Source organism: Curtobacterium uvaldense (assembly GCF_028307415.1).
In the GTDB taxonomy this organism is placed as follows: Bacteria; Actinomycetota; Actinomycetes; order Actinomycetales; family Microbacteriaceae; genus Curtobacterium.
Window position 1 is genome coordinate 68,657 of the sequence record NZ_JAQMHU010000004.1, and the last position, 11,733, is coordinate 80,389.

Annotated in this window: 9 protein-coding genes and 2 tRNA genes; 10 read left to right on the forward strand and 1 reads right to left on the reverse strand. The window is 68.3% G+C overall.

Annotated features, from left to right (window positions below; genetic code table 11):
* The first annotated feature begins 451 nt into the window (after positions 1-451).
* From dnaN to PIJ49_RS03865, 9 genes are all read left to right on the forward strand, one after another.
* Positions 452-1,597, forward strand: coding sequence for a DNA polymerase III subunit beta (dnaN, locus tag PIJ49_RS03825; RefSeq protein ID WP_066651122.1), 1,146 nt, complete (start codon positions 452-454; stop codon positions 1,595-1,597).
* A 69-nt stretch (positions 1,598-1,666) separates the two neighbouring features.
* Positions 1,667-2,554, forward strand: a complete 888-nt coding sequence (gene gnd, locus PIJ49_RS03830) for a phosphogluconate dehydrogenase (NAD(+)-dependent, decarboxylating) (RefSeq protein ID WP_066651124.1) — start codon at positions 1,667-1,669, stop codon at positions 2,552-2,554.
* Positions 2,555-2,587: 33 nt separating this feature from the next.
* Positions 2,588-3,766, forward strand: a complete 1,179-nt coding sequence (recF, locus tag PIJ49_RS03835; protein WP_271825899.1) for a DNA replication/repair protein RecF — start codon at positions 2,588-2,590, stop codon at positions 3,764-3,766.
* Positions 3,766-4,266: a DciA family protein gene (locus tag PIJ49_RS03840; protein ID WP_251160819.1), complete on the forward strand. Its 501-nt coding sequence runs from the start codon at positions 3,766-3,768 to the stop codon at positions 4,264-4,266. Before recF ends, PIJ49_RS03840 begins: the two co-directional genes overlap by 1 nt.
* Before the next feature lie 133 nt (positions 4,267-4,399).
* Positions 4,400-6,409, forward strand: a complete 2,010-nt coding sequence (gene gyrB, locus PIJ49_RS03845; protein WP_066651129.1) for a DNA topoisomerase (ATP-hydrolyzing) subunit B — start codon at positions 4,400-4,402, stop codon at positions 6,407-6,409.
* Between the two features lie 131 nt (positions 6,410-6,540).
* The gene (gene gyrA / locus PIJ49_RS03850; RefSeq protein WP_066651131.1) at positions 6,541-9,204 is read left to right on the forward strand and encodes a DNA gyrase subunit A; all 2,664 of its coding nucleotides are present in this window, start codon (positions 6,541-6,543) and stop codon (positions 9,202-9,204) included.
* On the forward strand, positions 9,197-9,604 hold the full coding sequence (locus PIJ49_RS03855) for a DUF3566 domain-containing protein (protein ID WP_066651132.1): 408 nt from the start codon (positions 9,197-9,199) through the stop codon (positions 9,602-9,604). The genes gyrA and PIJ49_RS03855 overlap by 8 nt, the downstream gene beginning before the upstream one ends.
* Positions 9,605-9,680: 76 nt before the next feature.
* Positions 9,681-9,757: transfer RNA gene (locus PIJ49_RS03860), tRNA-Ile, on the forward strand.
* Positions 9,758-9,789: 32 nt separating this feature from the next.
* Positions 9,790-9,862, forward strand: a tRNA-Ala gene (locus PIJ49_RS03865).
* 634 nt (positions 9,863-10,496) lie between these two features.
* On the opposite strand, the gene PIJ49_RS03870 is transcribed toward PIJ49_RS03865, so the two are convergent.
* Positions 10,497-11,072: a hypothetical protein gene (locus PIJ49_RS03870; RefSeq protein WP_066651134.1), complete on the reverse strand. Its 576-nt coding sequence runs from the start codon at positions 11,070-11,072 to the stop codon at positions 10,497-10,499.
* Positions 11,073-11,188: 116 nt separating this feature from the next.
* Between PIJ49_RS03870 and PIJ49_RS03875 the strand changes: the two genes are divergently transcribed.
* Entirely contained in the window at positions 11,189-11,728 is a 540-nt protein-coding gene (locus PIJ49_RS03875; RefSeq protein WP_271825900.1) for a peptidylprolyl isomerase, read from the forward strand.
* Positions 11,729-11,733: the final 5 nt, after the last annotated feature.

The window sequence follows — 11,733 nt, forward strand, 5'->3', positions numbered from 1 at the left end:
CCGTCGCACCGGTGTCCGACCGGGAGGCCCGCCCCACGGCCCCGGATCGGCCCGCCTCGGCGCGCATCCACCATCTGAGACGGTTCCATGCGCCGAGTTTCCCCCAGTGTGGAAAGCCTGTGGATAACTGTGGAGGACACGCGGTCCGGTTGTTCACAGTTCTGTACCCACCTGTGGAGACTGGGGATGGAAGCGGATAGATGAGCTTTGTTCATCCAGACGCTGCCAACACGGGACTCACAACTCACACGTGTGTAGTTCCCTGTGGAGAAGCGGGATGCACAGAGTTATCCACACTGTGCACAGGCGTTAACACCATTGATCCTGGTTAACGATGAAGTTCCGCGGGCCAACCTTGTGGACGGCGGGATGACAAGAAATCCGGGCCCTGCTCCGCTGTGCCACAATGGGGCGGCCGGACAGTCCGCACCGATCGACAGGGGTCCCAGCTGTGAAGTTCGAGGTCAACCGGGACGTCTTCTCCGAAGCCGTCTCCTTCGCGGTGAAGCTCCTCCCACAGCGCACGACCCTCCCGATCCTGTCCGGAGTCCTCATCCACGCCGAGGGCGATCGGCTCACGCTGTCGTCGTTCGACTACGAGGTCTCGGCGCAGACCTCGATCACGGCGCAGATCGACGAACCGGGCACCGTGCTCGTCTCCGGCCGTCTGCTCAACGACATCTCGAGCCGACTCCCGAACGCCCCGGTGACCTTCACCACCGAGGACACGAAGATCTCCGTCACCTGCGGATCGGCGCACTTCACGCTGCTGTCCATGCCGGTCGAGGAGTACCCGACGCTGCCGGAGATCGGTGAGCAGACCGGGGTCGTCCCCGGCGACGCCTTCTCCGAGGCCGTGTCCCAGGTGGCCGTCGCCGCGAGCCGCGACGACGTCACCCCGGTCATCACCGGTGTGCAGCTCGAGGTCGGCGACAACGACCTGTCGCTCATCGCGACCGACCGCTACCGCGTCGCGGTCCGCACGATCGCGTGGGACTCCGGTCGTGTCGGATCCGACCCGCTGCACGCGCTCGTCCCCGCCCGCACCCTGCAGGAGGTCGGCCGCACGTTCGGGTCGGCGTCCACGGTGTCGGTCTCGATCAGCGGGTCGTCGGACCGCGAGCTCATCGCGTTCCACGCCGACGACAAGACCGTGACCTCGCTGCTCATCAAGGGCAACTACCCGCCGGTCCGCCGGCTCTTCCCCGAGACGGTGAACGACCACGCGGTGATCAACACCGCCGAACTCGTCGAGGCCGTCCGACGGGTCTCCCTCGTCCTGGAGCGCGAAGCGGCGCTCCGGTTCTCCTTCTCGGTCGACGGGCTCACGCTCGAGGCGATCGGATCCGAACAAGCGCAGGCGTCAGAGTCGATCAGTGCGTTGCTGACCGGGGAGGAAACGGTGGTCTCGCTGAAGCCCGCCTTCCTCCTGGACGGGTTGAACGCGGTGCACTCCGAGTTCGTCCGCATCTCCTTCACCAAGACGGAGAACCCCAACAAGCCGGGTCCGGTGCTCATCACCGGGCAGACCTCGCAAGAGGCCGCGGCGACGGACGGATACCGGTACCTGCTGCAGCCCAATCTCCTGCTGCGATAGCGCAACAGCCGTACCACTGCGCTGACGCGCCTCTGGCCACCAGCGCGACGACGAACAGAAGAGGAAATCATGCACATCGGTCTTGTCGGCCTCGGTCGCATGGGCAACAACATGCGTGCCCGTCTCCGCAACGCAGGCATCGAGGTCACCGGGTACGACGCGAACCCCGCCGTCTCCGACGTCGCGGACCTCGGCGCCCTGGCAGCCGCACTGCCCGAGGGCAAGAAGCTCGTGTGGGTCATGGTCCCGCACGGCAAGATCACCGACGACGTGATCACGGACCTCGCCGGCGTCCTGGGTGAGGGCGACCTCGTCATCGACGGTGGCAACTCGAAGTGGCTGGACGACACGATCCACGCCGAGCAGCTCGACGCCAAGGGCATCCGGTACATGGACGCCGGTGTCTCCGGTGGTGTCTGGGGCAAGGACAACGGCTACGGCCTGATGGTCGGTGGCGCCCCCGAGGACGTCGAGTTCGCCATGCCGGTCTTCGACGCGCTCCGCCCCGAGGGCCCCCGCGAGGAGGGCTTCTCGCACGCCGGCCCCGTCGGCGCCGGTCACTACGCCAAGATGGTCCACAACGGCATCGAGTACGCGATCATGCAGGCGTACGGCGAGGGCTACGAGCTCCTCGAGGCCAAGGACATCATCAAGGACGTCCCCGCGGTCTTCGCCGGGTGGCAGCGCGGCACCGTCGTGCGCTCCTGGCTGCTCGACCTGATGGTCCTCGCGCTGAACGAGGACCCGAAGCTCGACGCCATCGAGGGCTACGTCGACGACTCCGGCGAGGGCCGTTGGACGGTGGAGGAGGCCATCGAGCACGCCGTGCCGATGCCGACCATCTCCGCGTCGATCTTCGCGCGCTTCGTCTCGCGTCAGGGCAGTGCGTCCCCGACGATGAAGGCCGTCGCGGCCCTGCGCAACCAGTTCGGCGGTCACGCCGTGAAGAAGGCGTAGTTCAGGTCACCACCTGAGCTCGTCCCGGCCCGCGTGCACGTCGACCACCTGCAACTCACCGACTTCCGGAACTACCGGGAGGCGGACGTCGACCTCGCACGCGGGCCGAACCTGTTCGTCGGGCGGAACGGACAGGGCAAGACCAACCTGGTCGAGGCGATCGGCTACCTGTCGACCCTCGGGTCGCACCGGGTCCCGACCGACGCCGCCCTCGTCCGTCAGGGCTGCGACGCCGCGATCGTGCGCGCTCGACTGGCGCACGAGGACCGCAGCATCCTGGCCGAGGTGCAGATCAACCGCACCGGGTCGAACCGCGCGCAGGTCAACCGGGCCGCGATCAAGCCCCGCGAACTGCCGCGGTACTGCACCAGCGTGCTCTTCGCCCCCGAGGACCTGGCCCTCGTCCGCGGTGAGCCCTCGGGCCGTCGGCGCATGCTCGACGAGCTGCTCGGCCAGATCGCACCCCGGATGCAGGGCGTGCTCGCCGACTACGACCGGACGCTCAAGCAGCGGAACACCCTGCTGAAGTCGGCACGGGCGACCGGTGCGCGGTCCGGCTCCCTCGTGACGCTGGACGTCTGGGACGACCGGCTCGTCGCGTTCGGTTCCGAGATCATCGCGGCCCGCGACCACCTCACCCGTCGGCTCGCGCCGTTCGTCACGGAGGCCTACGCCACGGTCGCGGGCGAACGGCACGAGGCGACCATCTCGGGTGTGCTCAGCGTGCGCGGCGGTGACCCCGAGGACGCTGCCGCGACCGACCCGGTGCTCGGGACGCCGGACGAACCGGTGTCCGTCGCCGCTGCGGCCGAGGCCTTCCGTGGTGCGCTCGAGCGTCGGCGGCGGGACGAACTCGACCGCGGACTGACCCTCGTCGGGCCGCACCGCGACGACGTGCTCTTCCAGCTGAACGGGTTACCTGCGCGCGGGTACGCCAGCCACGGCGAGTCGTGGTCGTTCGCCCTCGCGATCAAGCTCGCCGGAGCCGCGGTGCTCCGGGCGGAGTCGACGCTCGGCGACCCGATCATCATCCTCGACGACGTGTTCGCCGAGCTCGACGAGTCACGGCGTGAACGGTTGGCGGGGGCGGTCGCCGACTACGAGCAGGTGCTCATCACCGCCGCGGTGTTCGGGGACGTGCCCGACCAGCTCGCCGCCCACACCGTCCGGATCGAGGCGGGCACGATCGTGACGGACGAGGCTCGCGCCTGATGCCCAAGCCGTGGAAGCCCTCCGAGCCCTCGCGGGTGTACCGGCACCTGCGCGCCGTGTTCGGCGACCCGTCCCTCCGCACCGTCGACGCCCGACGTCGCCGGTCCCGCGAGCTCGACGCCGACACGGTCCCGTACGGCAAGGGTCGCGAACCCCGCGAGCTCGGCGACGTGGTCGGCGCGCTGGCCCAGGAACTCGGGTGGTCGGAGCCGTTGGCGCGCTCGGAGCTCTTCGTCGACTGGCCCGCCGTGGTGGGCGACGAACTCGCGAAGCACTCGCGCCCGATGACGATCGACGACGGCACGCTCGTCATCCGCTGCGACTCGACGGCGTGGGCGACGCAGCTCCGTCTGATGCGCGCGACCGTGACGACGACGATCGCCGAGCGGCACCCGGGAGCGGGCGTGCAGTCGATCCGGGTTTCTGGCCCGGACGTCCCCACCTGGAAACGCGGTCCCAGGACCGTCCAGGGGCGTGGTCCTCGCGACACCTACGGTTGACGCGACGAAATCGTCCTCGGGGATGAAGAACACCCGTCCAGCGGGCGGATGAGCCCCGTGGAGAGGGGCTCCTGCGGTAGACTGGCGAGTGCAGTGTGCGGGCGTTCCGCGCGCAGGCAGGAGCAATCCCGACATGGCATCAGAATCTGACGACGACCGGACGATCCCGCAGGACGAGACCGAGCAGGCTCCACCGACGGAACCATCGTACGGCGCAGACCAGATTCAGGTGCTGGAGGGGCTCGAGGCGGTCCGCAAGCGCCCGGGCATGTACATCGGCTCGACGGGTCCGCGCGGTCTCCACCACCTGGTGCAGGAGATCGTCGACAACTCCGTCGACGAAGCACTGGCCGGCTACTGCGACACGATCGACGTCACCATCCGCGAGGACGGCGGCGTCCGCGTGGTCGACAACGGCCGTGGCATCCCGGTCGACACCCACGCGGCCGAGGGCGTCTCGACGCTCCAGGTCGTCCTCACCGTCCTGCACGCCGGCGGCAAGTTCGGTGGCGGCGGGTACGCGGTGTCCGGTGGTCTGCACGGCGTGGGCTCCTCCGTCGTGAACGCCCTGAGCTCCGAGCTCGACGTCGAGGTCCGCCGCCAGGGCCACGTCTGGCGCCAGAGCTACACCGACGGCGTCCCGGTCGCCCCCGTCTCGAAGGACGAGGAGACCGACGTGACCGGCACCACGATCACGTTCTGGCCGAACGCCGACATCTTCGAGACCGTCGAGTTCGACTACGAGACGCTGCGCACGCGCTTCCAGCAGATGGCCTTCCTCAACAAGGGCCTCCGCATCAACCTCACCGACGAGCGCACCCCGGACGAGGGCGAGGAGTCGCGCCGTGACTCCTTCCGCTACGAGCGCGGGCTGCCCGACTACGTCGAGTACCTCAACGCGCAGAAGAAGGCCGACCTCGTCCACCCCGACGTCATCGCGATCGAGGCCGAGGACACCGAGCGCAAGATCGCGCTCGAGATCGCCATGCAGTGGAACACCTCCTACCAGGAGAGCGTCCACACCTTCGCGAACACGATCAACACGCACGAGGGCGGCACCCACGAAGAGGGCTTCCGTGCGGCCCTGACGAGCCTGGTCAACCGGTACGCCCGCGAGACCAAGATCATCAAGGAGAAGGACGACAACCTCACGGGTGACGACATCCGCGAAGGGCTGACCGCCGTCATCTCCGTGAAGCTCGGCGAGCCGCAGTTCGAGGGCCAGACGAAGACCAAGCTCGGCAACACCGAGGCGAAGTCGTTCGTGCAGCGCGTCGTCGGCACCGAGCTCACCCACTGGTTCGAGAGCAACCCGGCCCAGGCGCGCGACGTCGTGCGGAAGGCGATCCAGGCGTCGCAGGCCCGGCTCGCCGCCCGCAAGGCCCGCGAGACCACCCGGCGCAAGGGGCTGCTCGAGTCGGGCGGCATGCCCGGCAAGCTCAAGGACTGCCAGTCGAAGGACCCGACGCTGTCGGAGATCTTCATGGTCGAGGGCGACTCCGCCGGTGGTTCCGCCGTGCAGGGCCGCAACCCCATGACCCAGGCGATCCTGCCGCTGCGCGGCAAGATCCTCAACGTCGAGAAGGCCCGCCTCGACCGCGCCCTGGCCAACCAGGAGATCCAGTCGATGATCACGGCGTTCGGCGCCGGCATCGGCGAGGACTTCGACCCGGACAAGGCCCGGTACCACAAGATCGTGCTGATGGCCGATGCCGACGTCGACGGCCAGCACATCACGACGCTGCTGCTCACGCTGCTCTTCCGCTACATGCGTCCGCTCATCGAGCGCGGGTACGTGTACCTCGCACAGCCGCCGCTGTACCGCCTGAAGTGGTCGAACGCGGCGCACGAGTACGTGTTCAGCGACCGGGAGCGCGACGCCCTGATGCAGGCGGGCATCGCCGCCGGCAAGCGCATCCCGAAGGACAACGGGATCCAGCGCTACAAGGGTCTGGGCGAGATGGACTACAAGGAGCTCTGGGACACCACGATGAACCCGGACACCCGCACGCTCCTGCAGGTCACGCTCGAGGACGCCGCCGCGGTCGACAGCGTCTTCGCGACGCTGATGGGTGAGGACGTCGAGTCGCGACGCCAGTTCATCCAGCAGAACGCCAAGGACGTCCGCTTCCTCGACATCTAGTACCGGCCTGGAGGCGCGGTGCCAGCCGCGTCGACCAGTCCCGACCCCCTGTGGTCGCGCCCGGCGCGACCGACGGAACCAGTGCCTCCCGGCCGACGACCGGAGGGCCACCAGAAAGGTGACCAAGCCACATGGCTGACGACAACGAGAACGGCGCCGACGAGCAGCCCGAGATCGTGCACGGCGAGGTAGGCGACATCGTGGTCTCCGGCGACCGCATCTCGCAGGTCGACCTGCAGCTCGAGATGCAGCGGTCGTACCTCGACTACGCGATGTCCGTCATCGTCGGACGTGCGCTGCCGGAGGTCCGTGACGGCCTGAAGCCGGTCCACCGCCGCGTCATCTACGCGATGTTCGACGGCGGCTACCGGCCGGACCGGGCGTTCTCGAAGTGCTCCCGCGTCGTCGGTGACGTCATGGGCCAGTTCCACCCGCACGGCGACAGCGCGATCTACGACGCGCTCGTCCGCCTCGTGCAGCCGTGGTCGCTCCGGTACCCGCTCGCGCTCGGCCAGGGCAACTTCGGGTCCCCGGGCAACGACGGCGCCGCGGCCCCGCGGTACACCGAGACCAAGATGGCACCGCTCGCCATGGAGATGGTCCGGGACATCGACGAGGACACCGTCGACTTCCAGGACAACTACGACGGCCGCACGCAGGAGCCGTCGATCCTGCCGGCGCGCTTCCCGAACCTGCTCGTCAACGGGTCGGTCGGCATCGCGGTCGGCATGGCCACGAACATCCCCCCGCACAACCTGCGCGAGGTCGCCGAGGGCGCCCAGTGGGCGCTCGCGCACCCGGACGCGACGCGCGAGGAGCTCCTCGGCGCGCTCATGCAGCGGATCAAGGGCCCGGACTTCCCGACCGGCGCGCAGATCCTCGGCACGAAGGGCATCCAGGACGCCTACCGCACCGGTCGTGGCTCGATCACGATGCGCGCGGTCGTCAACGTCGAGGAGATCCAGGGCCGCACGTGCCTGGTCGTCACCGAGCTGCCGTACCAGGTGAACCCGGACAACCTGGCGATCCGCATCGCCGAGGGCGTGAAGGACGGCAAGCTCGCCGGCATCGCGGACATCCGCGACGAGACCTCCGGCCGCACCGGTCAGCGCCTGGTCATCGTGCTGAAGCGCGACGCGGTGGCGAAGGTCGTGCTCAACAACCTGTACAAGCACACGCAGCTGCAGGAGAACTTCGGCGCGAACATGCTCGCCATCGTCGACGGGGTGCCGCGCACGCTGTCGCTCGACGGCTTCATCTCGGCGTGGGTCGACCACCAGATCGACGTCATCGTCCGCCGTACCCAGTACCGGCTCCGCGAGGCCGAGAAGCGCGCGCACATCCTGCGCGGCTACCTCGCGGCGCTCGACGCCCTCGACGAGGTCATCGCGCTCATCCGTCGGTCGCCCGACGTCGAGGAGGCGCGGACCGGCCTGATGGACCTGCTGTCCGTCGACGAGATCCAGGCACGCGCGATCCTCGAGCTGCAGCTCCGCCGCCTGGCCGCCCTCGAGCGCCAGAAGATCCACGACGAGGCCGAGGAACTCGAGCGCAAGATCGCCGACTTCCAGGACATCCTGGCGTCGGAGACCCGGCAGCGCACGATCATCGGCGACGAGCTCGCCGAGATCGTCGACCGCTTCGGGGACGACCGTCGCAGCGAGATCATGCTCGGCTACGACGGTGACATGTCCATCGAGGACCTCATCCCGGAAGAGGAGATGGTCGTCACCATCACCCGCGGCGGGTACGTCAAGCGCACGCGGAGCGACAACTACCGGTCGCAGCACCGCGGCGGTCGCGGCGTCAAGGGTGCGCAGCTCCGCGCGGACGACATCGTCGAGCACTTCTTCGTCACGACGACCCACCACTGGCTGCTCTTCCTCACCGACCAGGGTCGCGTGTACCGCGCCAAGGCGTACGAGCTGCAGGAGGCGAGCCGTGACGCCAAGGGGCAGCACGTCGCCAACCTGCTCGCCATGCAGCCCGACGAGCAGATCCAGCAGGTGCTCGACATCCGCGACTACGAGGCGGCGCAGTACCTCGTGCTCGCGACAGAGCAGGGTCTGGTCAAGAAGACCGCGCTGACCGAGTACGACACCAACCGCACCGGCGGCATCATCGCGATCAACCTCCGCGAGGGCGACAAGCTCCGCCAGGCACTGCTCGTCGACGAGACCGACGACCTGCTGCTCGTGTCGAAGCACGGCATGTCGCTCCGCTTCACGGCGACCAACGACACCCTCCGTCCGATGGGCCGGTCGACCTCCGGCGTGAAGGGCATGTCCTTCCGCGGCGACGACGCACTGCTCGCCGCACGTGTGGTGTCGGACGACGGCTACGTGTGGGTGATGACCGAGGGCGGCTACGCCAAGCGCACCTCGGTCGACCAGTACCGGGTGCAGGGCCGCGGTGGTCTCGGCATCAAGGTGGCCAAGCTGGCCGCCGATCGGGGCGACCTCGTGGGGGCGCTCATCGTCGGCGAGGACGACGAGGTGCTCGTCGTGCTGCAATCGGGCAAGGTGGTAAGGTCTGCCGTGTCCGAGGTGCCCGCCAAGGGTCGCGACACGATGGGTGTGGTCTTCGCGAGGTTCGCGGAGAACGACCGGATCATCGCGGTGGCCCGGAACAGCGAGCGGAACCTGGATGACCAGGACGACGCCGACCCCGAGATCGAGCCTGCGGGCCCGGTGGAGACGGTGAGCCCTGACGAAGCGGCCCCCGAACCCGCCGACCCCGCCGACACCGAGCCTGTCGAGGACGAGGCCGGAGAGGACCAGTCGAACAATGAGTAGTGTCGCCGAGAAGCTCCAGAAGAAGGCGAAACGTCCCAGCGGTACCCGGCAGGTCCGCCTGCGTCTGGTGTACCTCGACTTCTGGTCGATGGTGAAGCTGAGCTTCCTCATCGCGCTCGCCGGTTCGATCGTGATCATCGTCGCGACCGCGCTGGTCTGGGTCATCCTCAACCAGACCGGTGTGTTCACCCAGATCGACGCCCTGCTCAAGGACGTCACCGGGCAGAACAGCTACTCGATCATGGACCAGTTCTCGCTCGGGCAGGTCCTCGGGTTCTCGGTCGTGGTGGGCATCCTCAACGTGGTCGTCGGCACCGTGCTCGGCGCGATCGTGAGTGTCCTCTACAACCTCAGTGTGCGGATCACGGGCGGCCTGCTCGTGGGCTTCACGAACAACTGACACACCCGGGCCGGACGGCAGTCGCCCCTCGATTTCGTTCTCCGAGATCGGTACGGTAGGCTTTCTTCTGGTCTGAGGGGCTATAGCTCAGGCGGTTAGAGCGCTTCGCTGATAACGAAGAGGTCCAAGGTTCAAGTCCTTGTAGCCCCACCACTTCCCACCGGGACCAGTACGCTGGTCCTCACGGGGCCTTAGCTCAGTTGGTAGAGCGCCTGCTTTGCAAGCAGGATGTCGGGAGTTCGATTCTCCCAGGCTCCACTCGAAAAGCCCCTGCTCGCGACTTCGTCGCTTCGCAGGGGCTTCGTTCTGTGCTGGCCGGCGCCTCCGGCGCGCCGCTCCGCGATGGTCGCCTTCTTCCGGGCGTTGCCGCTGCGGGGTGGTCGCCTCGGTCGTCTTCGGGCGTGAGGTGTCGCCGCCGGGGGTGGTCGTCTCGGTCGTCTTCGGGCGTGAGGTGTCGCCGCTGCGGGCGTTCGGCCCGGCGCTGGCGCACGACATGCCGTCAGTGGTGCTTCGACGCGGCATGTCGTGGCACCTGTGCGAGCGACGGCGGCATGTTGCGCGACGGCGCATCAGCGGCTGACGGAATGAGGGCGTGCCTCCAGTCTGTGGCTGGGGCTGAGGCCGGGCCTGTGCCTGAGGCTGGGGCCGGTGCTGTGCCTGAGCCTGAGGCTGGGGCTGTCGAGCGGGCAGGACGTGCCGCGTGCGGGGCGTCGACAGGGTTCTTCTCGTCGAGTCTCAGCGGTGAGCGGGCCGTATGTCGCCCGTTCGGGGCTCGGGGCTCGGGGCAGGTGGCACGGGGCCGGGGCCGGGGCAGGTTCTGCGGCGTGCGGGACGGCCGGGCACGACGAAGGGCCCCGGCGCGGTGCCGGGGCCCTTCGTACGAACCGGGAGGTCAGGCGGCGGGCTTCTCCGCCGTGTCGGCGTCGTCGGCGACCCACAGGTCGTCGTCGGCGCGGAGCGTCTGGTAGGCGGCGTACGCGGCACCGGCAACGGCGACCACACCGACGACGATGAGGGCGACCCCACCGAACCCGAGGCCCTTCTTCTGCTGCCCCGGCGTGTACTTCGCCGCGGCCTTCTTCGCCTTCTTGCCCTTCTTCTGGGCGTCCTTCACGATCTTCTTGACGCGCGGGTCCTTCGCGAGGTCCTTCACGCTCATCACCGAACCAGCGGTCGCCACGAGGCCGGGGACGACCTCGGTCTGGAAGCGGTGCGACGCGCTGTGCGCGGCCGAGGTCGCTGCGTGCACGCCCGTCGCGACGGCGGGACGGATCCCGTTGTCGATCGCGTTCTGCACGCGGGGGGCGATGTCCTTGCGGGCTGCGTCAGCAGCGTGCGAGCGGGCCTCGGCGAGGATCGCGTTCGCGTGCTCGAGGACCTTGCGCTGCTCGCCGAGGAGCGAGGCCGTCTTGCCCTTGAGCTTCTTGATCTGCTTCCGACGCTTGCGCGGGATCTCGATCGTCGTCATCTGGTACCTCCATCGGATCGGCGTGACCCCATCCTGCCACCGAGCACCCTGACAGGTCACGGATCGTCGGCTGTGTGATCCGTGTCACCGTCAGGAGTGCATGCGAGAATCGACACATGTCTCTGCACACCGCTGTCGCAACGATCCACACGAACAAGGGCGACATCCGCGTCAACCTGTTCGGCAACCACGCCCCGAAGACCGTCAAGAACTTCGTCGACCTCGCGACCGGCAAGCAGGAGTGGACGCACCCCGGCACGGGCAAGGTCTCGACCGACAAGCTCTACGACGGTGTCGTCTTCCACCGCATCATCAAGGACTTCATGATCCAGGGCGGCGACCCGCTCGGTCAGGGCATCGGCGGTCCGGGCTACCGCTTCGACGACGAGATCCACCCGGAGCTCACCTTCCAGGCGCCGTACATCTTCGCGATGGCGAACGCCGGCATCCAGGGCGGGCGCGGCACGAACGGCTCGCAGTTCTTCATCACGACCGTGGCGACCCCCTGGCTGCAGGGCAAGCACACCATCTTCGGTGAGGTCGCCGACGACGAGTCGCGCGCGGTCGTCGACGCGATCGAGGGCGTCCCGACCGACGGTCGCGACAAGCCCGTCGAGGACGTCGTCATCGAGAGCATCGACGTCGAGGACGTCTGAACCCG

What these genes read in the sequence shown, in the direction of transcription:
- PIJ49_RS03855 (WP_066651132.1), top strand. Translation starts at nt 9,197, where the DNA reads ATGAGTAGTGTCGCCGAGAAGCTCCAGAAGAAGGCGAAACGTCCCAGC.
- gyrA (WP_066651131.1), top strand. Translation starts at nt 6,541, where the DNA reads ATGGCTGACGACAACGAGAACGGCGCCGACGAGCAGCCCGAGATCGTG.
- PIJ49_RS03840 (WP_251160819.1), top strand. Translation starts at nt 3,766, where the DNA reads ATGCCCAAGCCGTGGAAGCCCTCCGAGCCCTCGCGGGTGTACCGGCAC.
- gnd (WP_066651124.1), top strand. Translation starts at nt 1,667, where the DNA reads ATGCACATCGGTCTTGTCGGCCTCGGTCGCATGGGCAACAACATGCGT.
- gyrB (WP_066651129.1), top strand. Translation starts at nt 4,400, where the DNA reads ATGGCATCAGAATCTGACGACGACCGGACGATCCCGCAGGACGAGACC.
- PIJ49_RS03875 (WP_271825900.1), top strand. Translation starts at nt 11,189, where the DNA reads ATGTCTCTGCACACCGCTGTCGCAACGATCCACACGAACAAGGGCGAC.
- PIJ49_RS03870 (WP_066651134.1), bottom strand. Translation starts at nt 11,072, where the DNA reads ATGACGACGATCGAGATCCCGCGCAAGCGTCGGAAGCAGATCAAGAAG.